Below are 23,124 nucleotides of genomic sequence, written 5' to 3'. Positions count from 1 at the left end.
TGCCTGAAGGAAACTTCAACGAGACTAGGTGTCGTGGACGACACCGCCCCCTCCGACGTACCGCTCCGGCTGACCGCCGCGCACCGCCAGCTGCTGGACCAGGTGCTCGACAAGTGGTCGCTGCAGGTGCTCGACGCGCTGTGCGAGGCCCCGCGCCGGTTCAACGAGCTGCGCCGGGAGATCCCCGTCGTGACGCAGAAGTCGCTCACCGCGACCCTGCGCCGGCTCGAGCGCAACGGGATGATCGAGCGCGTCGTGCTGAGCACCCGGCCCGTCGCCGTCGAGTACCGGCTCTCACCCGTCGGCGCCGGCCTGCAGGACCTGATCGACGCGCTCTACCACTGGACCGCGAACGTCCTGCCGGCCGTCGACCGCGCGCGTGCGCGGTTCGACGGCGACACGGCGGACGGGCGGTGACAGCGCAGCGCCCTCACCCCTTGACCGATCCCGCTGTCAGCCCCTTCATGACCCTCTGGTTGAGGAACAGATAGATCGCGAGGGTCGCGAAGACGTTGAGGCAGATCGCGGCGAACGTCGGCCCGTAGTCCACCTGGCCGAACTGTCCTCGGAAGTTCAGCAGCCCGACCTGGATCGTCCTCAGCTCGTCACGGTTGGTGAACGTGAGAGCGATCAGCAGATCGTTCCAGATGAAGAAGAACTGGACGAGCGCGACGGTGAAGATCGCGTTGCGCACGAGGGGCAGGCCGAGGGAGAAGAACATCCGGAGGACATTCGCCCCGTCGAGAGTCGCCGCTTCGAAGATCTCCCGAGGCACGCCGCGGAAGAAGGTCGCCATCATGAACACCGTCAACGGCAGGCCGATGGCGGTGTACGTGATGATGAGCGGCCACAGGGAGCCGGTCAGCCCGATCTCGAAATACATGGTGAACAGCGGGAGCAGGATCATCTGCCCGGGCACCATGATGCCCGCGAGGAAGAGCAGCAGGATGGTCGCTCGCCCCTTCCAGACCATGACCTCGAGTGCGAACCCGGCAGCCACTCCGAACAGGATCGTCAGGGCAAGGGAGGGAAACACTGCCAGGACACTGTTGCGCGCATAGATGCCGAGGTTTCCGTCGGTGACTGCAGTGATGTAGTTGTCGAAGTTGGTCCAGTTCTCCGGCAGGGAGAACGTCGGGTCGTTGAGGAACTCGGGCTGCGTCTTGAGCGATCCGAGCACGAGCCAGATCAGCGGATAGACCACGATCACCAGGACGACGGCGACGATCGTCCCGGTCCAGATCGAGCGCCACACGGCACGAGCGGGACGCCTCCGACGCACCGGTCGGGCGGTGGGGCGGGAAGCGCGAGCAGGCGCGGAGATGAGTGTCTGGGACATGGTCATGCCTTCGTCAGGTCGCGGCGGCTCGAACGGAAGATGAAGAGGGTCACCAGGAGGCACAGCGCCGTGAGCAGCAGGGCGATCGAGCTGCCGAACCCGTACTCCCCGTAGGTGAACGAGGTCTGGTACATGTACAGCGTCAACGGCGTGGTCTGGTTGCCAGGGCCGCCGTTGGTCAGGGCCAGCACCGAGTCGAAGACCTTGAGCGTGCCGTTGATCGAGAAGATCACCGACGACAGCAGCACCGGCAGCGACAGCGGCAGCACGATGTGCCGCACGAGTCGGGGGCCGGAAGCGCCGTCGAGACGGGCGGACTCCAAGGTCTCCTCGGGGATGTCGACCAGTCCCGCGTAGAGCAGGACGGCGTAGAACCCCATCGACCGCCAGGTCTCCATGGCGACGATGACCCAGAAGGCCATGCTGCTGCTGGCGAACCAGTCGACACCGCCGATGCCGACGGCGTCGAGCAGCGCGTTGACCGGACCGGTCCGTGGTGCCGACTCGAACAGCTGCTGGAACATCAGCGCGACGGCCACCGTCGGCAGCACCACGGGGAAGAAGACCAGGGTCCGCACGATGCCGGAGGCCCGGCGCAGGATGAAGACGTACAGCAGGGCGAGCAGATACCCGACGACCACCTGGACGATCGTCAGGACGACGGCGAAGCGCACGGTGAACCACAGGGCGTCGCGTACGCTCGGGTCCTCGACGAGACGAGCGAAGTTGTCCAGGCCCACCGGCTCGAACCCCGTGATCGCGTTCCCCTCGTAGAACGTGTAGCCGAGGGACCAGACCACCGGGACGAGCATGACGAGCGTGTAGACCAGGAGCGCTGGGCCGAGCAGCAACGCGATCGCGCGCCGGTCGCCGAGGACGTGTCGCATGGGGCTCTCTCTACTTTCGAGGCTGCAGAGGGTGCCCTCGCTGGGCGGGCACCCTCTGCTCGGGATCAGGTCAGCCGAGGTCGGCCTGGACCGCGGCCATGTAGTCCTCGGGGCTCATCTGCCCCGTGACCAGGAGCTGCGCGTTCGAGGTCGCCGTCGTGGTGGCCTTCGGGTTGAACAGGGCCTCGAACCAGAGCACCGTCGTGTCCGCCTTGTCGATCTGGTCCAGGACGGTCGACGTCAGGGGCGGGACCTCCGCGTCGGTCTCCGCCTTGAACCCGGTGACCACGCCCTGTCCGGTCAGGGACTGCGGACCGAAGCCGTCCGCGATGCATCCGAGCCAGTCCTTCGCGCCGTCGTCGAAACGATCCTTCGACATGGCCAGCGGGACACCGATGTTGGCCGCGAGCTGGGACGAGTCGCCGGCCCCACCGTCGACGTCCGGGAACGGGATGAAGCCGATGTTGTCGGCCCCGACGGTGTTCTGGGCCTCGTCGTTGAAGTTCGCCAGGGCCCAGCTGCCCATGTAGTACATGCCGGCCTTGCCGGTGAGGAACTGATTCATCGCCGTCGTGTAGTCGATCGATCCGACCGACTTCCCGAAGGCGCCCTCCTCACCCAGCGCCGCGACCTGTGCTGCGGCGTCGACATACTCCGGGTCCGTGAGCTTCGCCTCACCGTCGGCGACCTTCTTCAGTGCGTCCGGCCCGAGCGTGCGGTAGATGTAGTTGCCCACGAGGCGGGTGAGCGGCCAGCCGTCCTTGCCCGCGGCCGCCATCGGCGTGACGCCGGCCTTCTCCAGCGCGGCGGACGCCGCGACGAGGTCGTCCCAGGTCTCGGGGACAGCGATCTCGTTCTTCTCGAAGAGCGCCTTGTTGTACCAGATGCCCTCGACGTTGAACTCGGTCGGCAGCACGTAGACCTCGCCGTCGTAAAGTGCCTCGATGGTCGACCGGGCAGCAGGGATGATGGCGTCCGGCTTCCCCATGGCCTCGAGCTCCGCATCGACGTCGACGAGCTGTCCGGACTCGTGGATGTCCTTGATGACGTCGGGCGAGTTGCCCGTGGCGAAGACCGACGGCAAGGCGCTCTGTCCCGCGAGGAGCTGGAGCTGTTGGTCGAAGTTCGCCTGCGGCTGAGTGGTCACCTTGAGCGGCGAGGCCGACTCCTGCTGGGCGCACAGATCAGTGCTCAGGGCGGTCAAGGTGTCCTTCACCGCGGTGTTCTCCGCCAACGACAGGTACTCGAAGTCCCCGGTGGCGCCGGTACCTTCGTCGCCGGACCCGTTCCCCGACGAGCACGCCGAAAGGGTCAGAGCCAGAGCCGCCACCGAAGCGGCGACGACCGTCGCGCGCCGTTGCGTCGCAGTGTTCATCACTTCCTCCTCGAAGTTTGTCGCGCCGCCTTTGAAGCGCTTCAATGCGTGAGGTTAGAGTGCGTCCACATCGCGTGGCAAGGGATCTTGAAACGTTCGAATATCACGTTTTGGCTACGTATCGCGCTGACGTGGGCCTATTCATCCTGCAGATGATGCGGATCATGTCGGCCTATGCTGCAGCGCAGCGTCGAGGAGGTTCGGCAAGGTGGCCGACGAAGAAAGATCCCGAGCACGAGCCTCGATTGCGGACGTCGCTGTGCTGGCCGGCGTCTCGCTCGGCACCGTCTCCAACGTGCTCAACCATCCGAGCCGCGTCTCGGCAGTGACTGCACAAAAGGTAGCGCGGGCGATGGCGAAGCTCGACTACGTCCCCGACGGCAACGCACGTTCCCTCGCCGCAGGGTCCAACCGGACGATCGGCATCGTCCTCCCGGACCTGAGCAACTCGCTGTTCGTCGACGTAGCGCGAGGCGCCGAGGACTCGGCGGATCGAGCCGGGCACGCACTGATGATCGCCAACAGCGACACCCGCCTGGAGCGCGAGTCCCGTCATCTGCGCACCTTCGCCCAGGCACGTGTCGCGGGCATCCTTCTGACGCTGAACGACGAGGACCACTACGAGGCGATCGTCGGCGACACCCCGAAGAACCTGCCCACCGTCATGCTCAACCTGGCCGTCCCCGTCTCGCGGTCGTGCAGCGTGTCGGTGGACAACGAGCTCGGCGGCTGGATGGCCACGACTCACCTCATCGAGACCGGACGCCGACGCCTGGTGTTCGTCGGTGGTCCCGAGAGCCTCGACCCGGTGCGCGACCGTTCGAAGGGCTTCGCGCGTGCGGTCGGCGAACGCTCGCTCCAGCCGGTGCGGGCGATCAGCCCGCCAGGGGTCAACAGGGCCGACGGCTGGGGTGTCGGGACGGCCCTCGTCGATGAGATCCGAGCCGGCGTCGTCGACGGAATCTTCGCGGCGACCGACCTCCTCGCGGCCGGGATCGTCCAGGCCTTGACGGCCGCAGGCGTCCAGGTTCCCGAAGATGTCGCCGTCGTGGGGTACGACAACAACCAGGCGGCCTGGGACAGCCCCATCCCGATCACGACGATCGCCCAGCCCGGCGAGGACATGGGTCGAGTCGGTGCCGACCTGGTCCTCGAAGAGGCGCAGAGACGGTTCGAGCACCAGCATCGCTCGCTGGTGCTCGAACCATCTCTCGTCGTGCGCGCGAGCTCACGGCCCTCGGCGCGGCCCCCCGGCTAGGACGGGCTGGTTCCGACGCGGTCCAGGACCTCGTCGGGCAGGTCGTCCATGGTGGCACCCGCACCGAGGTCGACGGCTCCGAGCCACACCTCCCGGGCCCGGGCCCAGGGTGTCCCGCTCACGAGGGCGACCTGTCCGCCGTCCAGCGACACCACCTCGGACCACAGGGTCGACTCGAGGTCTCGCCACTCGACGTTGAGGTGCACCGCAGCGTGAGCGTGCAGGTTTCGCAAGGCCACGCCGGGCAACGTCGACCCGAGCTCGATCTCCTCGTCCCGGGCTTGCTCGGAGTCATACATCGGGAGGGCCCGACCCGTACGCACACCCTCGATCACCCGCGCGAGCGCCCGCGCGTGGTAGCCCACGTGAGCCACGACATGCGCTCTGCTCCAGCCTGGGACGCGCGACGGCCCCGACAGCTCGGCGTCAGTCAGCTCCCGCAGCTTGCGTGAGAAGTACGCCGTGCCACGGCGCGCCAGGAGCAGCTCCTCGAGTACCTGAGGATCAGTGACCAGATCGGTCCGCGCGCCCATCGGGTCACCCGCGGCTTCCGGGAACGAGACGCCCTGACTCCGGGAGGTAGGCGCGCTGGAAGTGGAGCCGCTCGACGATGGGCGCGTCCGAGAACCGGAACAGGTCGAACTCGCTCTCCGCTTCCAGCGACCACGCCGTCCAGGACGGCAGGACGAACAGGTCACCCTTCACCAGGTCCCGGCGTTCGCCGTCGAGCACGACGGTCCCACCGCCCTCGAACACCTGCCAGACCGAGGACCCGACCTCCCGTCGGGTCGCCGTACGCGCTCCCGCACGGAGCCGGTGGAACTCGCACCGTATCGTCGGCAGCACGTCGCCTCCGTTGGTGGGGTTCGTGTACTTGATGGCCGCATGACCCTGTTCGATGGTGGCAGGGTGCCCCTCGTCCTCCAGGGCGAGCTGCTCACGCAGCGCGGCGTCGGTGTGCTCCCATCGGTAGGCCCCGATGGGGGTCGAGACCTGCGACTCCTGAGAGGAGAGCGGCGTCAGACCGGGATGGGCCCAGAGCCGCTCGGACCTGGAGATGCGCGGTGACGCCTCGTCCGTGACCCGCTCGGAGCCGAACTCGAAGAAGCCGAAGTCGACGTCGTGCACGAACGGCACGTCGAGCCCGTCGATCCACGCCATCGGCTGGTCGGTGTCGTTGTGGTGCCCGTGGAAGTTCCACCCCGGGGTGAGCAGCAGGTCGCCGCGACTCATGCGGACCGGATCGCCGTTGACGACCGTCCACACCCCCTCGCCCTCGACGACGAACCGGAACGCGTTCTGCGCGTGCCGGTGCTCCGGCGCGGTCTCGAACGGCCCGAGCCATTGGATGGCGCACCACAGCGTCGGGGTGGCGTAAGCCGTCGGGGCGAGACCTGGGTTGGCGAGCCCGATGGCGCGCCGCTCGCCACCTCGCCCGACGGGGACGAGGCCCCCGGCGCGACGGGCGATGTCGAGCAGCTCGGACCAGCGCCAGACGAAGGGGATGGCCGAGGGTTTCGGCGCCAGCGGCATCAGGTCGTTCGTCTGCGTCCAGAGCGGCGCCATGCTGTTGCGCGCGAAGTCCGCGTACAGGCGGTCGAGCTCCGGGCTCGGCTCGGGCTGCCCGGGATCCCCGGGCTGGGCGTGGGTCGAGATCTGGCTGTCGGTGGTCATCAGCTTCCTCCTTCGCTCTGGGAGACGGCATGCGTGACCGCAGCGGCCGACGTCGGTGGGTGCGTCGTGGGCTCGGGGACGACGGGGCCACGCCTCAACAGGGCGATGGCCGCGGCGGCGACGAGCATGGGGATGACGAAGAGGTAGTAGAGCTGACCGGGCTCCCAACCGGTGTCGAGAAGACGTCCGGCGACGATGGGCGAGACGATGGCACCGACCCGGCCGAGCCCTATGATGAGGCCGACACCGGTCGCCCGGGCAGCGGCGCTGAAGTAGACCGGACCGATGGAGAACATGCCGGCCATCGCAGCGCTCGTCATCGCCCCGAGGGCTGCCGCGAGGACGAACGCGGTGACGAGCGAGCTCATCGAGGTCGCGTACCCTGCGAACGCCACGCCGGAGAGGACGAAACAGCCGATCAGCGTGGGACGGACGCCGAACCGGGCGGCGATCGGACCGAAGCCGAGCGAGCCGACGATCCCCCCGACGCTGAACATGACGCCGGCCTGGACGCCGTCGCCTGCTGTGAACCCGTTGAGGACCACCAGCTGGGGGGTCCACGAGTTCGCGAAGTAGAAGCCGGCCATGAGCATGAAGAACGCGATGCCCAGGGACGCCGTCACCAGGCCCGCCCTGCCGACGAGGATGTCGCGCCAGCGGGCGGTTGCCGTGCTGGCGGGTTCGGCCGGCGGGAGCTCCGCCGCGGTCGGCTGCCCGATCCGGGTGAGGATCGCGTTCAGGCGCTCCAGGGCACCTCGGGGGCGCCTGCTGACGAGGTAGTCGATCGACTCGGGAAGGACCCGCCACACCACGACCATCAGGACGGCGGTGGCGAGGGCGCCGAAGGCGAACACCGACCGCCAGCCGAGGGACGCCAGCAGAACGCCGGCGAGGATGCCGCCCAGCGTGCCGCCGATCGGCTGGCCCGCGGTGTAGAAGCTGATGGCGGTGGGACGGTGCTTGGCGGACGCGTACTCCGAGACCAGCACGTTGAGGCATGCCTGGAGCGTCCCGATCGCGAGGCCGGTCAGCACACGGACGGCGAGGAGCATCGCGTAGCCCGTCGCCGCCGCGGACAGGCCCATGCCGATGATGATCAGGACACCGCAGGCGAGGATCGTGGTGCGTCGTCCGATCACGTCCGCGACCTGCGAGACGAGTGCCGACCCCACGGCCATGCCGAGCAGGGCGCTGCTGAGCAGCACTCCGAGCTGCCCGGCGCTGAGCTGCCATTCGTCGGCGATGTGGGAGCTGCTGAAGGCGAGCGCGAGCACGTCGAACCCGTCGAGCATGTTCATCGCCACGCACAGCGAGACGACCGCGTACTGGGTGCGGCTCATCGGCGCGGACTCGACCCGTTCCTTGAGGTTCATGGTCATCGCCCTCATCCCGCCAGCGAGCCCACGCGGCCCTGGGGCCGTGAACGGTAGGGGACGGCGTGCTCCGCGGTCACGCCGACCTCGAGCGCGCCGATCCGCTCGATCTCGAGACGCACCCGGTCGCCGTCGTGGATCGGCCCGACGCCGGCGGGCGTCCCGGTGAGGATCACGTCGCCGGGCTCGAGCGTCATGACCGAGCTCGCGTACGCGATCAGCTCGGGAACGGAGTAGATGAGATCGGAGGTGCTCGTGCTCTGGCGCAGCTCTTCGGACACCCAGCAGCGCAGGTCCAGGTCGCCGGGGTCGCCGACCTCGTCCGCGGTGACGAGCCACGGACCGAGCGGGGCGAACGTGTCGAACGACTTGCGTGTCGATCGGTCCTCGGTCGAACGAACGGTGATGTCGAGCCCGCAGGTGTAGGCGAACACGTGTCCCAGCGCGTCGTCGGCGGTGACGTGGCGGGCGCGGCGGCCGATCACCACGGCCAGCTCACCTTCCTGGTCGGTGCGCTGGTCGGTGTAGGGCAGCTCGACGTCCTGACCAGGGCCGATCACCGAGCCCGGCGCCTTGAGGAAGACGCCGTACTCGGCGATCGTCTTCTGCTCGGACATCTCGACCTTGTGGTCGAGGTAGTTGACGGGCGCCGCCACGATCTTGCCGGGACGAGACAGCGGCGCCGTCAGTCGGGCGTCGTCGCGGCGATGGCGCGGGCTGCTGGCCAGGTCCAGGTCGCGCAGCTGGTCGAGGCCGTTCCCGGCGTCGAGCCAGGAGGCCCACGGGCCGCCGGAGCCGCCCGCCGGGACTCCCAGGACGTCGAGGACGTCGTACATCTCGTCGTCGGTCACGACGACCGGGATCCGGTCGTCCAGTACTGCAAGTCGCATGGTTGATCTCCGTTGATCGGGTGTTGATCGGTTGTCGCGTGCGTGCCGACGCTCAGGTGAGCGACAGCGGACGAGAGGGGGCGACGCGGTCGGCCACCGTCCCCGCGTAGAGCCAGTCGGTGTACTCGCTCAGGTCGTCGGCGTGGGCGAGGAGCGCGTTGCGCAGCGATCGGGTCGCACCGGCCGCATGGCAGATCTCGCCGAAGAAGCGGGCGCGCCGCTGCACCTCCGCAGTGCGGGGGACGCGAGTCTCGGTGAACCGGCGCACGAGCTGCGGCCAGTCGACCGGTCCAGCCCCGCGATCCGCCAGCAGCACCTCCAGGGTCCGGGCGTCCTCCAGCGCCTGGCAGCAGCCCTGCGCGAGGTACTGCAGCATCGGGTGCGCAGCGTCACCGGTCAGCACGACGCGACCCTCGCCCCAGAAGTCGGCCGGCTCACGGTCGAACAGCGGCCAGCGTCGCTGGGTGCCCACGTGCGACACGGCCTCGCGGACGCGCGGATGGCAGTCCCCGAACACGGCCTCCAGCTCCCCGGGGGTGCCGTACTCCGGCTCACCCCGGTCGAATCCCGGTGAGCGGAACGTGGCGACGACGTTGAGCACGCTGCCGGCGCGCAGCCGGTACTGCACCACGTGCGCGTTCGGAGCCACCCAGCACACGACGTCGTCGAGGCCTTGCTCGTCGGGCACCTGGTCGATGGGAACCGTGCCCCGGTACGCCACGAAGCCCGAGGGGATGACCGAGTCACCGACCAGCTCGTCGCGCAGCGCCGACCGGAGGCCGTCCGCCCCGAAGGTGACGTCGGCAGGGAACGTTCGCCCGTCGTCGGACTCCGCGACGGTGCCATGGTCGTGCTGGACCACTGACGCGATCCTCGTGCCGGTCGACAGCTCGACTCCGGCCTCTCGGCAAGCCTCCAGGAGGATGGCGTGCAGATCGGTGCGATGGATCACCACGTAGGGCGAGCCGTACCGCTCGAGGAAGTCCCCCTGCAGGTCCAGCGCGGCCAGCTCCTGCCCGTTCACGGCGTCCCGCAGGACGAGACGTCGGGGCTCGACCCCTACCTTCCGGACCTTGTCCATGAGCCCCCAGGAATCGAGAATCCTGGTGGCGTTGGGGCCGAGCTGCAGGCCCGCCCCGATCTCGCCGAACTCCGGCGCCTGTTCGACCACCCGCACGGGGAGCCCTGATCTTTTCAGCGACATCGCTGTGGCGAGGCCTCCGATGCCGCCGCCGACGACCAGTGCACGTTCCGTCGGGAACACCACGTTGTGAACCATGCCCGGGACCGTAGGCGCGCCGCACGACGCTCGGCGATAACGTTCCGCTGTGAGGAACACACGTCGGCACCCGCCGCTGCCCGAGCGCCCACCGGCCGCCGTCGAGGCCCTCGACCGAGGGCTGCGCCTGCTGCAGATGCTGCGGGACTACGGAAGCCTGCGGGTCGCCGACGCGTCACAGCACCTGGGGATCTCCCGATCCAGCGCCCACCGGCTGCTGCAGACCCTCGTCTTTCGGGGGTTCGCGGTACAGGACGAGGCGCACGTGTACCTGCCCGGACCGTCGATGGATGCGGGCCCCGCGCGGCTCGCGTGGACCAAGGACTTCCGCCGTCTGTGCCAGCCGCACCTCGAGGTGCTCTCCCGGCGAAGCCGCGAGTCCGCCAACCTCATGATTCGCGTGGGCCGCAACGTGCGGTTCCTCGTCATGGTGCGCGCCAGGACCGTGGACGCCACGCACGACCGCGACGGCGTGGTCATGCCGGCCAACGAGGCGTCCGGCGGCAAGGCGCTCCTGGCGGAGCTGCCCGACGACGAGGTTCGTGCCCTCTTCGGCACCGACGCCGCCTCGGGCCTGTCCGACCTCGAGACGACCAAGCTCATGACGGACCTCGCCGCGGTGCGCAAGCACGGGTTCGCGCTCAACGTCGAGGAGACCGAGCGAGGCGTTGCCGCTGTCGGCACGGCGATCCACGACCGGTGGGGAACCGCCGTGGGCGCCGTGTCCGTGTCGACCCGTGCCGACCGGTTCGCCGAGCGGCTGAACGGGGTGCTGCTCCCCCTGCTCCTCGACTCCCGCGCCCAGATCGAACGCGACCTGGCAGAGCTCGACCTGGGGTGAAGCGCCTCCGCCTCCGCTACCTGGAAGCCCCGCCGGTCCCCGCGACCGCGACCGCCGCCCGCAGCACGACGTCCCGCAGAAACTCGTGCTCCGGGTCGTGGTCGTTGACGGGGTGCCACCACATGGCCTCCACCATCGCGCCGAGATCGACGGTGGAGGGCACGGCACGCACGGCGAAGCCTGCAGGGAGGAGCCGCACCAGGCGCTCCTGCAGCAGCGCGACGCGACGCGTGCCGGCCACGAGCGCGGGCACGGTGAGGAACTGCTCAGTGACGACCTCGACCCGCGGCTCGATCCCCAGCATGCGCAGGTGTCGCGCGGCCGGCGTCGAGGCGGTGGGGCTGTGGAACGTCATCACCCAGGGCAGGGCGCGTAGCTGCTCCTCCGTGAGTTCGTCGCCCACCTCGCTGTTCGACTCCGCCACGACGCAGGTCCACCGGTCGTCGTGCAGGTCCGTGTGCGGGAGGTCGGTGAGGAAGCCGTGCGGCATGAGGATGAGGTCGGCGCCGACGAGCACCCGTTCGGCCTCCTCGATGAGGCTCGGCGTGTTCGCGGTGAAGTGCAGCCGCATGCCGGGCGCCTCGCGTGCCAGGATCCCCGCGATCGCGGCGCCGAGGACTGCGATGCTGTAGTCGCTGGCGATGATCCGGACCTCGCGGGTCGACGACGCCGGGTCGAACACCGGCTCCGCGGCGAACACGCGCTCCACCCCGGCAAGCACGGTGCGGATGCGCTCCCGCAGCTGCAGCGCGAGCGGGGTGAGGGTGTACTCGTTGCCGCGACGGCTGAGCAACGGATCGTCGAAATGGCGGCGCAGCTTCGCCAGCGACGCCGAGAGGGCCGGCTGACTGAGCCTCATGTGCGCCGCAGCCTTCGTCACGCTACGGCTCTGCAGCAACGCATCGAGGGCGACCAGCAGGTTGAGGTCCAGGTTCACCAGCCGCGACGCCATCGGCGCGGATCCGGCAGCGTCCAGAGAGATCGCATCCATGCGATTGATGTGCACCATCGGCACATCATGCCTTGCCATAGTCGCGCATCGGGTCGCACGGTGTGCCCATGACGCGACGCGACGATGCGAGGGACGGCCTCCAGGGGAAGGTGACGATCGTGACCGGGGCGGCCCGCGGCCAGGGCGCGGCGGAGGCTCGGACGCTGGCGCAGCACGGCGCGAGCGTGCTCGCGGTTGATGTCGCCGAGGTGCCTGACGACGACCTCGGTGATGCCCGCTACCAGCGGATGGACGTGACCGACCGGGCGGGGTGGGTCACCCTCGTCGAGCGCCTGCAGCGAGACCACGGACGGATCGACGCGCTGGTCAACAACGCGGGCGTCACGTGGCGCGCGCGGCTCGCAGACGTCGACCCCGACGACATGGAGCGGGTCTACCGCGTCAACGTCGTCGGCCCGCTGCTCGGCATCCAGCACTGCGCTCCGCTGATGCCTCCCGGGTCGGCGATCGTCAACGTCGGGTCGGTGGCCGCGTTCACGGGCCACGTCCCGGTGGCGTACACGACGAGCAAGTGGGCGCTGCGCGGACTGTCCAAGGTGGCCGCACTCGAGCTCGGCCCGCGCGGCATCCGCGTCAACACCATCCACCCCGGCTACATCGACACGCCGATGACCGCCTCCGCGGCCCCGACGTTCCGCGACGCCAACGTCGCCGAGACACCGCTGGGCCGAACGGGCACCGTCGACGAGGTCGCCGCGCTCGTCGCGTTCCTGGTCAGCGACCGGTCGTCGTACCTCAGTGGCGCCGAGATCGCCGTCGACGGCGGGATGACCGCGCACGGCGGGGTGAAGTCGATCGCCGACGCCGTGGGCTGACCCGCACGCCCCATCAACCCGATCTATACCGATCATCTTTTTTCGTCGCTTCCCTGACGCACGTCCGCGCAGGCAGGGTCGTTCCGGGCCGTGCGGCGCAGCGCGGCCCCTGATCCGACGACGCACCGACGTCGACGGAGCCGACTCCGGCCCGACCTGCACGGTCGCGCCGCTCGCTCGTGGCCACGCCGAGCGTCGGCACGAGCATGTCCACCCCCCGTGTTCCACGAAGGAGTGACAGCATGACGGCACGAAGCGCACGACGAACGATCCTGGGCGGAGGTACCGCACTCGCGGTGCTCGCCGCCGCACTAGCCGCCGGCGTGACGACCACCAGCGCCGCTACCACGTCGTCGAACGAGTGCGACGACGTCGCGTGGACGGACACCACGAGAACGCCCGAGGAGCGAGCCGACGCCCTGCTGGCAGCGAGCTCGCAGCACCAGAAGTACCGCTGGCTCGTGGAGCAGCCGGCGAACAACCCGCAGCAGACCGAGTTCGCTCCGCCGTACTGGGCCGCGGACGCTCCCACGACGACGTATCCCGCCCAGCTGCCGTGCACCCCGACCGTCGCGTACACGGACGGCCCCGAGGGCGTCCGCTCGGTGCACGGCGTCACCGCGTTCCCGTCAGCGATCGCCCTCGCCTCGACGTGGGACGAGCAGCTCGCCGTCGACCGGTTCGACGCGCAGGCCGACGAGGCCTGGGCGAAGGGCAAGAACGTCGTGCTGGCTCCGGGCGTCGCCGGCGGGCGCACCCCGCTGTCGGGAAGGACGCCGGAGTACCTCGGTGAGGACCCGGTGCTCTCCGGCACCATGTCCGCCGCGGGCACCCGCGGGCTCCAGCAGGACGGGCGGGTCCTTGCCAACCTCAAGCACTTCGTGGGCAACGAGCAGGAGCTGGACCGCGACACGAGCTCGTCGGACATCGACGAGCGGACGCTGCGCGAGACGTACCAGCTGCCCTTCGACATCGCCGTGAAGCGCGGGGACCCGGCGAGCGCGATGTGCAGCTACAACCAGGTCAACGGCACCCACATGTGCGAGAACCCGCTCCTGGGACGGCTCGCGGACTCCGGGTTCGACGGCTACACCGTCTCCGACTTCGGCGCCGTGCACTCCACGGCAGACTCGCTCGTGAACGGCCTGGACCAGGAGCTCAACGCCCCGCTCTGGTTCACGCCGGCCAAGCTCGACGGTGCCCTGGAGGCCGGAGACATCACGCAGCAGCAGATCGACGACGCCGCGCGGCGGGTGATCGTCTCGTACATCCGGGGTGGCCTGTTCGACAACCCGATCCCCGCCACGCCTGCCGAGGACGCCACCACGACCGAGCACACCCAGGTCGCCACCCGGGTCGCGGAGCAGGGCAGCGTCCTGCTGAAGAACGACGGGGCGCTCCCGCTCGAACCGGAGCCGGGGCAGACGATCGCGGTGATCGGGGCGACCGCCTCGGCCACTCCGACGGACGGCGTCAGCGCGATGCAGGCGTGCGGTCTCGCCCTCCCGGAGTTCACGGGCAGCACTCGTTCCATGACCTGCGACAACCTCGTAGCAATCGAGGACGCGGTCCGCGAGCGAGCCGCTCAAGACGGGGCGGACGTCGTGTTCGACCCGGGCACCGACCCGGCGGCCGCGGCGAAGGTCGCCGCGGACGCCGACGTCGCCGTCGTCGTCGGGTTCCAGGAGAGCGGCGAGTTCGCCGACCGCACCGACCTCCATCTCGACCACGGTGGCGACGCGCTGATCGACTCCGTGTCGGCCGCCAACGACAACACCGTCGTCGTGCTGCAGAGCGGCACCGCGGTCGAGATGCCGTGGCTGGACGACGTCCGATCCGTGCTCGAGGCCTGGTACGGCGGCGACCGGCAGGGGCCGGCGGTGGCGTCCCTGCTGTTCGGTGACACGAACCCGTCCGGCAAGCTCCCCATGACGTTCCCGCGGTCCGTCGACGACACGCCGACCGCCGGCGACCCCCAGCGGTACCCGGGAACGTTCGCGGACGGCTCGACGACCCGACCGGAGGGGTCGCACGAGATCCGCCAGGTGGACTACTCCGAGGGGATGCAGGTCGGGTACCGGTGGTACGACGCCCAGGGCATCGAGCCGCTCTTCCCGTTCGGGCACGGCCTGTCGTACACGACCTTCGAGTACGACGACCTCCAGGTCACCCCGGACTACACGGACGGCACCGAGGAGGTCGGGATCCGGTTCCGGCTGACGAACACGGGCGAGCGCACCGGGACGGAGGTCGCGCAGGCCTACGTCGAGCTGCCGCCGTCGGCCGGGGAACCTTCCCAGCGCCTTGCGGCGTGGAAGCGGGTGACCCTCGAGCCGGGCGAGAGCACGACGGTCGACCTCACCCTGAGCCCGCAGGACCTTCGGGATTTGCGCCTGCTCCAGCACTGGGACACGCAGGCCGGCGCCTGGGCCACCGAGCCCGGTAACTACCGCATCACCGTGGGCAGCTCGTCCAAGACGAAGCTCTGGGACGACCTGGCCGTCCGGTCGAACGGTCGGTGATCGACGGAGGTCATGATCGCGGGGCGGGGCGCGACGACCACGAACGTCGTCGTGCCTCGCCCCACTGCACATCACTGTGATCGATACCGTCCATCGACAAGTTCGTCTTCCCTGATGCTCGAGACGGGAGCAGGGTCGGAGTCAGACCGCGCGGCGCCGCGCAGCAGCGACGGCGCGCGGACGGACGACGACGACCGACGCGGAAGGACCGTTCGATGACGAACCTGCTGGCACACCTCGCCCACCTGGAGATCGCCTCCCCCGACGTGCAGGCCACGGCGGCGTTCTTCGAGAAGCAGTTCGGGCTGCGCCCGGTGCAGACCGACGACGACGGCACGACCTACCTGCGCTGCTGGGGCGACTACTACCCGTACAGCCTGATCGTCTCCCCCGGCGACGAGCCCGCGCTGGTGAACATGGCCTGGCGCACCGCGAGCGCCGAGGCGCTGGAGGACGCCGCCGCGCGCGTGCAGGCCAAGGGCGTCGAGGGCGCCTGGCACGACAAGCGGCAGGGCCACGGCCGGTCGTTCCAGTTCACCGGCCCGTACGGCCACACGATGGAGCTCTACTGGGACGTGCCGCAGCACCAGGCCCCGGCCGAGCTCGCGTCGGTGTTCCCGGACCGGCCGGAGCGCCGCAGCGCGCACGCCGCGGCGCCGCGGTTCCTCGACCACGTGACCATCGCGGCGTCCGACGTCAAGGGCTTCGCCGCCTGGTACAGCGAGGTGCTCGGCTTCCGCGTCATGGCGTTCACGGAGCTGGACCACGCCGAGGTCACGGTGTTCAGCGTGCTGACCACCAACGAGAAGTCGCACGACCTCGGCGTCGTGCTCGACTCGTCGCAGCGACCCGGCCGCGTCAACCACATCGCGTTCTGGACCGACTCGGTGCAGGAGCTGCTGGTGGCCGCCGACGTGCTCATGGAGCACGGCGCGACCATGGAGTACGGGCCGAGCATCCACGGCATCGGCGAGCAGTCGTTCCTGTACTTCCGCGAGCCGGGCGGCATGCGCGTGGAGCTCAACACGGGCGGGTACCGCAACTACGTGCCCGACTGGCGGGCCAACACGTGGAAGCCGTCGCTGGGCTCCAACAGCATCTACCGCAACTCGGCCATGCCGATGTCGATGACGGAGTCGTTCCCGCCGGACGAGGGGCGGCCGACCGCGACCGAGGAGGGCATCCTGCCCGGCACCGAGGACGCGATCCTCAACCCGTACGCCCAGCACGGCCAGGGCTGAGGGAGGCACCGTGTTCCAGTACTTCCCCGGCAACTACGTGTGGAACCTGTCCGTCAACCTCGCGATGGAGATGGGCGCGCAGATCGGCGAGGTCGACACGATCTGCCGCCCGCTGCTCGACGCCGCGACCCGCGGCGAGGACGCCGGCACCGCCGAGTTCATGGCCTCCTGGGAGCGGCAGGGCGACACGCTCGTCGAGCTCGCGGCGGAGGACGAGGCGGCGGGCCGGCTGCTGTCGGCGGGCGAGAAGCTCGGCCGCGCGGCCACCTACTTCCTCACGGGCGAGCGCATGCAGGCCGCGGGCCACGCGCCGCGCGTCGCCCTGTACGCGAAGTTCCGCGAGACGTTCGAGCGCGGCGTCGCGCTGGCGGGCGAGAACGCCGAGCGGGTCGAGATCCCGTACCTGGGCGCCCACCTGTCGGGCATCCTCACCCACGCGCTCAACCCGGACGGCACCCGGCTCGAGGGCCCCGCTCCCCTGCTGGTCCAGGTCAACGGCCTCGACAGCACCAAGGAGATGCTCTACCGCACCGGCCCGGCCGCGAAGCTCGCCGCCCGCGGCGTCGCGAGCCTCTGCCTGGACCAGCCCGGCACGGGCGAGGCGCTGCGCCTGCACGACCTGCCCGCCGTCCCGGAGGCCGAGCAGTGGGCGTCCGTCGTCTACGAGCACCTCGCCGCGCGCGACGACGTCGACGCCGAGCGGATCGGCATCCTCGGCGTCTCGCTCGGCGGCTACTACGCCCCGCGCGCGGTCGCGTTCGAGCCGCGGTTCGCGCTCGGCGTCGCGTGGGGGGCGAACCACGACTGGCGCGCCGTCCAGCAGGCCCGGCGTGCCCGCGAGGGCGAGCGCCCGGTGCCGCACTACTGGGACCACGTGCAGTGGGTGTTCGGCACCCAGGACCTGGACGAGTTCTTCGAGGTGGCCGAGCGGATGCACCTCGACGGCGTGCTGGACCGCGTCAAGGTCCCGTTCCTCGTCACCCACGGCGAGCACGACAGGCAGATCCCGCTGGAGTACGCGCACCGCACGTACGACCAGCTCACGTCGTCGCCCGACCGCGAGCTCGTCGTGTTCACCGACCGCACCGGGGGCACCGCGCACTCGAGCGTCGACAACGGATCGGTGGCCACCGACGTCATCGCCGACTGGGTCGCCGAGCGCCTGGGCGGGAGGACGAAGTGAGGGCTCTCGACCCCACCGATCTCGACGGCGCGCGGCTCGACCGCACCGACCCGGAGGGCGCGATCGCCGCCGCGGCGAAGCGGGTCTCCAATTGGGGCCGCTGGGGGGACGACGACGTCAAGGGCACGCTCAACCTCCTCACGGACGACCACCGCCGCCGTGCCGCCGCGCTGGTGCGCCGCGGCCGCAGCTTCTCCCTCGCGCAGCCGTTCGACATGGACGGCCCGCAGAGGGGCTGGCGCCGCCGCACCAACCCGGTGCACACCATGCTCGACACGGGCACGGACGCCGAGGCGGGGGTCCAGGGCTTCCCGCACGGTATGGGCGGCGCGGACGACGTCGTCGCGATGCCGCTGCAGTGCTCCACGCAGTGGGACGGGCTCGGGCACATCTTCGACCACGGCCGCGCATGGAACGGCCGGCGCGCGGGCGAGGTGGTGACCTCACTCGGCGACGGCGTCACCGGCATCCAGACCGTCGCCGCCGACCTCGCCGGGCGCGGCGTGCTGCTCGACGTCGGACGCGCGCTGGGCGACGACGTCGCCGGCACGGGCGGCGAGCTGCCCGACGGCTTCGCCATCACCCCCGAGCACCTGGAGGCGACGATCGCCGCGCAGGGCCCGTCGTCCGAGGTGGGGCCCGGCGACATCCTCGTGGTGCGCACCGGGCAGTACGGCCGGGCGCTGCGCGACGGCTGGGGCGAGTACGCCGGCGGCCCCGCCCCCGGCCTGTCGTTCACGACGGCGGACTGGCTGCGCGAGCGGGACGTCGCCGCCGTCGCGACCGACACCTGGGGCTTCGAGGTGCGGCCCAACGAGTTCGACGTGGCGTTCCAGCCGCTGCACCAGGTGGTCATCCCGAACATGGGCCTGTTCCTGGGCGAGATGTGGGCGCTGGAGGAGCTCGCGGCAGACTGCACCGACGACGGCTCGTACGAGTTCCTGCTGGTCGCGGCGCCGTTGCCCGTCACGGGGGCGGTCGGCGCCCCGCTGAACCCGATCGCCCTGAAGTAACCATCCTCTTTCGGAAGTGAGGCGACGATGCCTGCAGTTCGTTCCGTCCTGGTCGTCGGCGGCGGTGCCGCCGGCTGCGCCACCGCGATCCTGCTCGCCGAGGCCGGCGTGCAGGTCGACGTCGTCGAGGCACGGCCCGACGTGCCCGCCACCGGGTCCGGCATCACCCTGCAGGGCAACGCCCTGCGCGTGCTGCGCGACCTCGGCGTCTGGGAGCCGGTGAGCGCGGCCGGCTACGCCTTCGACTCGCTGGGGATCCGCGCCCCCGACCCCGCCGGCACCCTGGTGGCGGAGATCCCCGACGTGCGCACCGGCGGGCCCGACCTGCCCGCCACGCTCGGGATGTCGCGTCCCGTCCTCGCGCGCGTGCTGCTGGAGCGCGCCGCCGACGCGGGCGCCAAGGTCCGGTTCGGCACCTGCCCCACCGACCTGCGCCAGGACGCCACCGGCGTCGACGTGACCTTCTCCGACGGCTCCGCGCAGCGCTACGACCTCGTCGTGGGCGCCGACGGCATCCACTCCTGGACCCGGTCCACGATCGGGATCGACGTCGAGCCGCGCGGCACCGGCATGGGGATCTGGCGCGTCCACGTCCCCCGGCCAGCCGCCGTCGAGCGCACCGACCTCACCTACGGCGGCCGCTGCTACATCGCGGGCTACTGCCCCACCGGCGCCGACAGCCTCTACGCCTACCTGGTGGAGGACGTGCAGGACCGCTCGGGCCTGCCGCAGGCCGAGCAGCTCGCCGTCTTCCGCGACCTCGCCGGCGCGTACCACGGCCCGTGGGACGACATCCGCGCCGGCCTCACCGACGACACGCCCGTCAACTACGCCCGCTTCGAGACGCACGTCGTCGACGCGCCCTGGCACCGCGGCCGCGTCGTCCTCGTGGGCGACGCCGCGCACTCGTGCCCGCCCACCATCGCCCAGGGCGCGGCGCAGGGTCTCGAGGACGCCGCCGTGCTCGCCGAGCTGCTGACCGGCGCGGAGGCGCTCGACGACGCGCTGCTGGCGCGGTACACCGACCGGCGGCTGCCCCGCGCCCGCGAGGTGGTCGAGGCGTCGGTGCAGATCGGCGCGTGGATGCTCGACCACACCCCGCCGTCCGAGGCGGACGTGCCCGGGCTGATGCGCCGCGTCTCGACGCTCGTGACGGAGGCGCCATGAGGTTCGCGCGCTACGCCGCCGACGGAGGCACGAGGGACGCGCTGGTCGTGGGCGCGCCGGGCGAGGAGCGGCTGCACGACCTGCGCGCCGGGACGACGGTGCTGGGCCTGGCCGACGCCGGGCTCGACGCCGCCCGCGAGGCCGCGGCGTGGGCGGAGCGCTCGTCGGCGCCGGTCCCGGTGGCAGGCGGCCGGCTCCTGCCGCCGCTGCAGCCGCCGTCGGTGCGCGACTTCGTCGCGTTCGAGGAGCACGTGGAGGGCGTCGCCCGCGCGGTCTCCGGGGACGACGGCGTCACCGACGCCTGGTACGACGCACCCACGTTCTACTTCACCAACCCGCACTCGCTGGTCGGCGCGCACGACGACGTCGCCGTGCCGCCCGGCAGCCGCCGGTTCGACTACGAGCTGGAGGTCGCCGTCGTCGTCGCGGGCGCCGGCACGAACCTCTCGGTCGACGCCGCGCGCGGCCACGTCTTCGGCTACACCGTCTTCAACGACTGGTCGGCCCGCGACCTGCAGGGCCGGGAGATGCAGGTGAACCTCGGCCCCGCCAAGGGCAAGGACTCGGCCGCGACGCTCGGGCCGTGGGTCGTCACCGCCGACGAGCTGGAGGAGTACCGCGACGACGACGGGTACCTCGCCCTCGGCCTGCAGGCGTTCGTCGACGACCGCCGGATCGGGCACGACCTGCTGTCCAACGCCGGCTGGACGTTCGAGGAGATGATCGCGTACGCCTCGCGCGGCACCTGGGTGCGCCCCGGCGACGTGCTCGGCTCCGGCACCTGCGGCAACGGCGGCTGCCTGGCGGAGCTGTGGGGGCGGTCCGGCGTCCAGGACCCGCCGCCGCTCGCTCCCGGGAACGTCGTGCGGCTCGAGGTGGAGGGCATCGGCGCAGTCGAGAACCGCGTCGTCGCCGGCCCCGAGCTCGCCGACCTGCCGGTGGTGCCGCGGGCGCGCGCCCGCGACCGGCGACGGGCCCGCGTCACGGAAGGAGCCCTCCCGTGACGACCCTCGCCCCCGGCGCCCGCGCCGCGCTCGAGGGTGCGCTGCGCGACGGCATGACGATCGCCGTGGGCGGGTTCGGCCTGTGCGGCGTGCCGTACGAGCTGATCGACGCCGTCCGCGACTCCGGGGTCCGCGACCTCACGATCGTCTCCAACAACCTCGGCGTCGACGGGCTGGGCCTCGGGGTGCTGCTGGAGAACGACCAGGTCAGCCGCGTGCTCGCCTCGTACGTGGGCGAGAACAAGCTGTTCGCGCGGCGGTTCCTGGACGGCGAGCTCGACGTCGAGCTGGTGCCGCAGGGCACCCTCGCCGAGCGGCTGCGCGCCGGCGGCGCGGGCATCCCCGCGTTCTACACGCCGACCGGGGTCGGCACCCCGGTCGCCGAGGGCAAGCCGACGATCGACCTCGACGGCCGCACCTACCTGCTCGAGCGCGCGATCCGCGCCGACCTCGCCCTCGTGCACGCGCACACCGGCGACGCCGCCGGCAACCTGCGCTACCGGCTCACCGCGCGGAACTTCAACCCGGTCGTCGCGACGGCCGCTCCCGTCACCGTCGCGGAGGTCGAGCACCTCCTCGACCCCGAGCGGGACGGGTTCCTCGACCCGGACGACGTCGTGACGCCGGGTGTGTTCGTCACCGCCGTCGTCACGACTGACCGCGAGCGCCCGATCGAGAAGCGCACCGTCCGCCCGCGGGCCGAGCTCGCCGAGGCCCGAGGAGGAGCACGATGACCTGGACCCGGGACGAGATGGCGGCCCGCGCCGCGCGCGAGCTGCGCGACGGGGACTTCGTCAACCTCGGCATCGGCATCCCGACGCTGGTGGCGAACCACGTGCCCGACGGCGTCCGCGTCACGCTGCAGAGCGAGAACGGGCTGCTCGGGATCGGGCCGTACCCCCTGGACGGCGACGAGGACCCCGACCTCATCAACGCGGGCAAGCAGACGGTCACCGCCCTGCCGGGCGCCAGCTGCTTCGACGCCGTCACGTCGTTCACCATGATCCGCGGCGGGCACGTCGACGTCGCGATCCTCGGCGCCCTGCAGGTGTCGGCCCGCGGCGACCTGGCGAACTGGCAGGTGCCCGGCAGCATGGTCAAGGGCATGGGCGGCGCGATGGACCTCGTCGCCGGCGCGCGGCGCGTCGTCGTGGTCATGGACCACGTCGCCCGCGACGGCGGCCCGAAGATCGTCGACGAGTGCACCCTGCCGCTCACCGGTCTCGGCGTCGTCGACCGGATCATCACCGACCGCGCGGTGCTGGACGTCACCGGCGACGGGCTCGTCGTCCGCGAGCTGGCGCCGGGGGTGTCGCACGACGAGGTGGTCGCGTCGACCGGGCCGCTCAGAGCGTCGTCGTGAGCGTCCCGCCGTCCGCGCGCAGGGCGGCGCCGTTGGTGGCCGAGGAGACGGGGCTGGCCAGGTAGGCGACGAGGGGCGCGATCTCGGCCGGCTCGAGGAACCGCTGCACCAGCGAGGTCCGGTTCGCCGCCGCGATCGCGCCCTTCGCCTCGTCCACGGGGACGCCCTGGGCCCGGGCGACGTGCTCGACCGCTCGGGCGACGCCGTCGGAGTACGTCGGCCCGCCGAGGACGGTGTTGACCGTGACGTCCGTCCCGCGGGTGAGCTTGGCCAGGCCGTTGGCCAGGCCGAGCAGCGCGGCCTTCGTCGTCCCGTAGTGCGTCATGTCGGCGGGGACGCTCACGCCCGACTCGCTGCTCACGAAGACGACGCGGCCCCAGCCGCGCGCCAGCATGCCGGGCAGCGCGTGCCGGGACAGGCGGACGCCGCTCATCACGTTGACGTCGAAGTACCGCTGCCACTCGTCGTCGGGGATCTCCTCGAACGGCCGGACGTCGAAGACGCCCACGTTGTTGACCAGCACGTCCACCTCCCCGAGCGACGCGAGCAGCCGCCGCACCTGGGCGGCGTCCGCGAAGTCCGCCGCGATGCCGGACACCGCCGCGCCCGGGACGGCGTCCTCCAGCCTCCGCACCGCCGTCGCGACGCCGTGCTCGCTCCGCCCGTTGACGACGACGGACGCTCCCTCGGCGAGCAGCGCCTCCGCGACCGCGTAGCCGATGCCCTGCGTCGACCCGCTCACGAACGCCCGCCTGCCCGCCAGCCCCAGCTCCACCGTGCCGCCCTCTTCTCGCCGTCGTTACTTGCTCAAGCAAGTGAACCGTAGGGCCGATGACTTTCCTGGGCAAGTCAATCGCGGTGCCGGGCACGCGCGCCGCCGCGTACGCT

At 71.0% G+C, this 23,124-nt stretch carries 23 protein-coding genes; 13 read left to right on the top strand and 10 right to left on the bottom strand.

Features of this window, described 5'->3' with window-relative positions:
- Window positions 1-33: 33 nt before the first annotated feature.
- Complete coding sequence (locus tag AAG589_RS19115) at window positions 34-417, top strand: winged helix-turn-helix transcriptional regulator (RefSeq protein WP_430568878.1); 384 nt, start codon at window positions 34-36, stop codon at window positions 415-417.
- 13 nt (window positions 418-430) lie between these two features.
- On the opposite strand, the gene AAG589_RS19110 is transcribed toward AAG589_RS19115, so the two are convergent.
- The 3 genes from AAG589_RS19110 to AAG589_RS19100 form a co-directional block, all read right to left on the bottom strand.
- On the bottom strand, window positions 431-1,339 hold the full coding sequence (locus tag AAG589_RS19110; RefSeq protein WP_430568877.1) for a carbohydrate ABC transporter permease: 909 nt from the start codon (window positions 1,337-1,339) through the stop codon (window positions 431-433).
- Between the two features lie 2 nt (window positions 1,340-1,341).
- Window positions 1,342-2,226 carry a carbohydrate ABC transporter permease gene (locus AAG589_RS19105; protein WP_430568876.1) on the bottom strand — a complete coding sequence of 295 codons (885 nt, stop codon included), beginning with the start codon at window positions 2,224-2,226 and terminating at the stop codon, window positions 1,342-1,344.
- A 70-nt stretch (window positions 2,227-2,296) separates the two neighbouring features.
- Entirely contained in the window at window positions 2,297-3,442 is a 1,146-nt protein-coding gene (locus AAG589_RS19100) for an ABC transporter substrate-binding protein (RefSeq protein WP_430568875.1), read from the bottom strand.
- Here AAG589_RS19100 and AAG589_RS19095 point away from each other — a divergent pair.
- Both AAG589_RS19095 and AAG589_RS19090 read left to right on the top strand, forming a co-directional pair.
- Complete coding sequence (locus tag AAG589_RS19095) at window positions 3,432-3,653, top strand: hypothetical protein (RefSeq protein ID WP_430568874.1); 222 nt, start codon at window positions 3,432-3,434, stop codon at window positions 3,651-3,653. The genes AAG589_RS19100 and AAG589_RS19095 overlap by 11 nt on opposite strands.
- Window positions 3,654-3,809: 156 nt before the next feature.
- Entirely contained in the window at window positions 3,810-4,859 is a 1,050-nt protein-coding gene (locus AAG589_RS19090; RefSeq protein ID WP_430568873.1) for a LacI family DNA-binding transcriptional regulator, read from the top strand.
- Here AAG589_RS19090 and AAG589_RS19085 read toward each other — a convergent pair.
- The 5 genes from AAG589_RS19085 to AAG589_RS19065 are packed head-to-tail and all read right to left on the bottom strand — an operon-like array spanning window position 4,856 to window position 10,075.
- Window positions 4,856-5,392 (bottom strand): maleylpyruvate isomerase family mycothiol-dependent enzyme, encoded by a 537-nt coding sequence (locus AAG589_RS19085; RefSeq protein ID WP_430568872.1) that lies wholly within the window; start codon window positions 5,390-5,392, stop codon window positions 4,856-4,858. The genes AAG589_RS19090 and AAG589_RS19085 overlap by 4 nt on opposite strands.
- A gap of 4 nt (window positions 5,393-5,396) precedes the next feature.
- Window positions 5,397-6,533 (bottom strand): cupin domain-containing protein, encoded by a 1,137-nt coding sequence (locus AAG589_RS19080; RefSeq protein ID WP_430568871.1) that lies wholly within the window; start codon window positions 6,531-6,533, stop codon window positions 5,397-5,399.
- Window positions 6,533-7,921 carry an MFS transporter gene (locus AAG589_RS19075; protein WP_430568870.1) on the bottom strand — a complete coding sequence of 463 codons (1,389 nt, stop codon included), beginning with the start codon at window positions 7,919-7,921 and terminating at the stop codon, window positions 6,533-6,535. Before AAG589_RS19075 ends, AAG589_RS19080 begins: the two co-directional genes overlap by 1 nt.
- Window positions 7,918-8,796: a fumarylacetoacetate hydrolase family protein gene (locus AAG589_RS19070; protein WP_430568869.1), complete on the bottom strand. Its 879-nt coding sequence runs from the start codon at window positions 8,794-8,796 to the stop codon at window positions 7,918-7,920. Before AAG589_RS19070 ends, AAG589_RS19075 begins: the two co-directional genes overlap by 4 nt.
- A 52-nt stretch (window positions 8,797-8,848) precedes the next feature.
- Window positions 8,849-10,075 (bottom strand): FAD-dependent monooxygenase, encoded by a 1,227-nt coding sequence (locus AAG589_RS19065; protein ID WP_430568868.1) that lies wholly within the window; start codon window positions 10,073-10,075, stop codon window positions 8,849-8,851.
- 49 nt (window positions 10,076-10,124) lie between these two features.
- Here AAG589_RS19065 and AAG589_RS19060 point away from each other — a divergent pair, with 49 nt between their 5' ends.
- Window positions 10,125-10,916: an IclR family transcriptional regulator gene (locus AAG589_RS19060; RefSeq protein ID WP_430568867.1), complete on the top strand. Its 792-nt coding sequence runs from the start codon at window positions 10,125-10,127 to the stop codon at window positions 10,914-10,916.
- Between the two features lie 16 nt (window positions 10,917-10,932).
- Here the strand turns inward: AAG589_RS19060 and AAG589_RS19055 are convergent, their stop codons facing one another.
- Window positions 10,933-11,907, bottom strand: coding sequence for a LysR family transcriptional regulator (locus AAG589_RS19055; RefSeq protein WP_430568866.1), 975 nt, complete (start codon window positions 11,905-11,907; stop codon window positions 10,933-10,935).
- 68 nt (window positions 11,908-11,975) lie between these two features.
- Here AAG589_RS19055 and AAG589_RS19050 point away from each other — a divergent pair, with 68 nt between their 5' ends.
- The 9 genes from AAG589_RS19050 to AAG589_RS19010 all read left to right on the top strand — a co-directional run bounded on the left by AAG589_RS19050 (window position 11,976) and on the right by AAG589_RS19010 (window position 22,236).
- On the top strand, window positions 11,976-12,743 hold the full coding sequence (locus tag AAG589_RS19050; RefSeq protein ID WP_430568865.1) for an SDR family NAD(P)-dependent oxidoreductase: 768 nt from the start codon (window positions 11,976-11,978) through the stop codon (window positions 12,741-12,743).
- Between the two features lie 242 nt (window positions 12,744-12,985).
- Window positions 12,986-15,265, top strand: a complete 2,280-nt coding sequence (locus tag AAG589_RS19045; protein WP_430568864.1) for a beta-glucosidase family protein — start codon at window positions 12,986-12,988, stop codon at window positions 15,263-15,265.
- 215 nt (window positions 15,266-15,480) lie between these two features.
- Window positions 15,481-16,506, top strand: a complete 1,026-nt coding sequence (locus AAG589_RS19040; protein ID WP_430568863.1) for a VOC family protein — start codon at window positions 15,481-15,483, stop codon at window positions 16,504-16,506.
- Window positions 16,507-16,516: 10 nt separating this feature from the next.
- A complete protein-coding gene (locus AAG589_RS19035) occupies window positions 16,517-17,689 on the top strand; it encodes an alpha/beta hydrolase family protein (RefSeq protein WP_430568862.1) in 1,173 nt (390 codons plus the stop codon).
- Window positions 17,686-18,702, top strand: a complete 1,017-nt coding sequence (locus AAG589_RS19030; protein WP_430568861.1) for a cyclase family protein — start codon at window positions 17,686-17,688, stop codon at window positions 18,700-18,702. Before AAG589_RS19035 ends, AAG589_RS19030 begins: the two co-directional genes overlap by 4 nt.
- A gap of 27 nt (window positions 18,703-18,729) precedes the next feature.
- The gene (locus AAG589_RS19025) at window positions 18,730-19,869 is read left to right on the top strand and encodes an FAD-dependent oxidoreductase (protein ID WP_430568860.1); all 1,140 of its coding nucleotides are present in this window, start codon (window positions 18,730-18,732) and stop codon (window positions 19,867-19,869) included.
- A complete protein-coding gene (locus tag AAG589_RS19020) occupies window positions 19,866-20,873 on the top strand; it encodes a fumarylacetoacetate hydrolase family protein (protein WP_430568859.1) in 1,008 nt (335 codons plus the stop codon). Before AAG589_RS19025 ends, AAG589_RS19020 begins: the two co-directional genes overlap by 4 nt.
- Window positions 20,870-21,607 carry a CoA transferase subunit A gene (locus AAG589_RS19015; protein WP_430568858.1) on the top strand — a complete coding sequence of 246 codons (738 nt, stop codon included), beginning with the start codon at window positions 20,870-20,872 and terminating at the stop codon, window positions 21,605-21,607. Before AAG589_RS19020 ends, AAG589_RS19015 begins: the two co-directional genes overlap by 4 nt.
- Window positions 21,604-22,236: a 3-oxoacid CoA-transferase subunit B gene (locus tag AAG589_RS19010; protein ID WP_430568857.1), complete on the top strand. Its 633-nt coding sequence runs from the start codon at window positions 21,604-21,606 to the stop codon at window positions 22,234-22,236. The genes AAG589_RS19015 and AAG589_RS19010 overlap by 4 nt, the downstream gene beginning before the upstream one ends.
- On the opposite strand, the gene AAG589_RS19005 is transcribed toward AAG589_RS19010, so the two are convergent.
- Complete coding sequence (locus tag AAG589_RS19005; RefSeq protein WP_430568856.1) at window positions 22,220-22,978, bottom strand: SDR family NAD(P)-dependent oxidoreductase; 759 nt, start codon at window positions 22,976-22,978, stop codon at window positions 22,220-22,222. The two genes, AAG589_RS19010 and AAG589_RS19005, sit on opposite strands and share 17 nt — an antisense overlap.
- Window positions 22,979-23,124 lie beyond the last annotated feature (146 nt).

The organism is Isoptericola sp. F-RaC21 (genome assembly GCF_038593535.1).
GTDB lineage: Bacteria > Actinomycetota > Actinomycetes > Actinomycetales > Cellulomonadaceae > Isoptericola.
Note: the sequence above shows the minus strand (reverse complement) of the source record. Positions and strands in the feature narration are given on the sequence as shown.

Coding starts and splice junctions, on each gene's coding strand:
- AAG589_RS19110 (WP_430568877.1), bottom strand. CDS start 1,339: ATGTCCCAGACACTCATCTCCGCGCCTGCTCGCGCTTCCCGCCCCACC.
- AAG589_RS19105 (WP_430568876.1), bottom strand. CDS start 2,226: ATGCGACACGTCCTCGGCGACCGGCGCGCGATCGCGTTGCTGCTCGGC.
- AAG589_RS19085 (WP_430568872.1), bottom strand. CDS start 5,392: ATGGGCGCGCGGACCGATCTGGTCACTGATCCTCAGGTACTCGAGGAG.
- AAG589_RS19080 (WP_430568871.1), bottom strand. CDS start 6,533: ATGACCACCGACAGCCAGATCTCGACCCACGCCCAGCCCGGGGATCCC.
- AAG589_RS19075 (WP_430568870.1), bottom strand. CDS start 7,921: ATGAGGGCGATGACCATGAACCTCAAGGAACGGGTCGAGTCCGCGCCG.
- AAG589_RS19070 (WP_430568869.1), bottom strand. CDS start 8,796: ATGCGACTTGCAGTACTGGACGACCGGATCCCGGTCGTCGTGACCGAC.
- AAG589_RS19065 (WP_430568868.1), bottom strand. CDS start 10,075: ATGGTTCACAACGTGGTGTTCCCGACGGAACGTGCACTGGTCGTCGGC.
- AAG589_RS19055 (WP_430568866.1), bottom strand. CDS start 11,907: ATGGATGCGATCTCTCTGGACGCTGCCGGATCCGCGCCGATGGCGTCG.
- AAG589_RS19050 (WP_430568865.1), top strand. CDS start 11,976: ATGACGCGACGCGACGATGCGAGGGACGGCCTCCAGGGGAAGGTGACG.
- AAG589_RS19045 (WP_430568864.1), top strand. CDS start 12,986: ATGACGGCACGAAGCGCACGACGAACGATCCTGGGCGGAGGTACCGCA.
- AAG589_RS19040 (WP_430568863.1), top strand. CDS start 15,481: ATGACGAACCTGCTGGCACACCTCGCCCACCTGGAGATCGCCTCCCCC.
- AAG589_RS19025 (WP_430568860.1), top strand. CDS start 18,730: ATGCCTGCAGTTCGTTCCGTCCTGGTCGTCGGCGGCGGTGCCGCCGGC.
- AAG589_RS19020 (WP_430568859.1), top strand. CDS start 19,866: ATGAGGTTCGCGCGCTACGCCGCCGACGGAGGCACGAGGGACGCGCTG.
- AAG589_RS19010 (WP_430568857.1), top strand. CDS start 21,604: ATGACCTGGACCCGGGACGAGATGGCGGCCCGCGCCGCGCGCGAGCTG.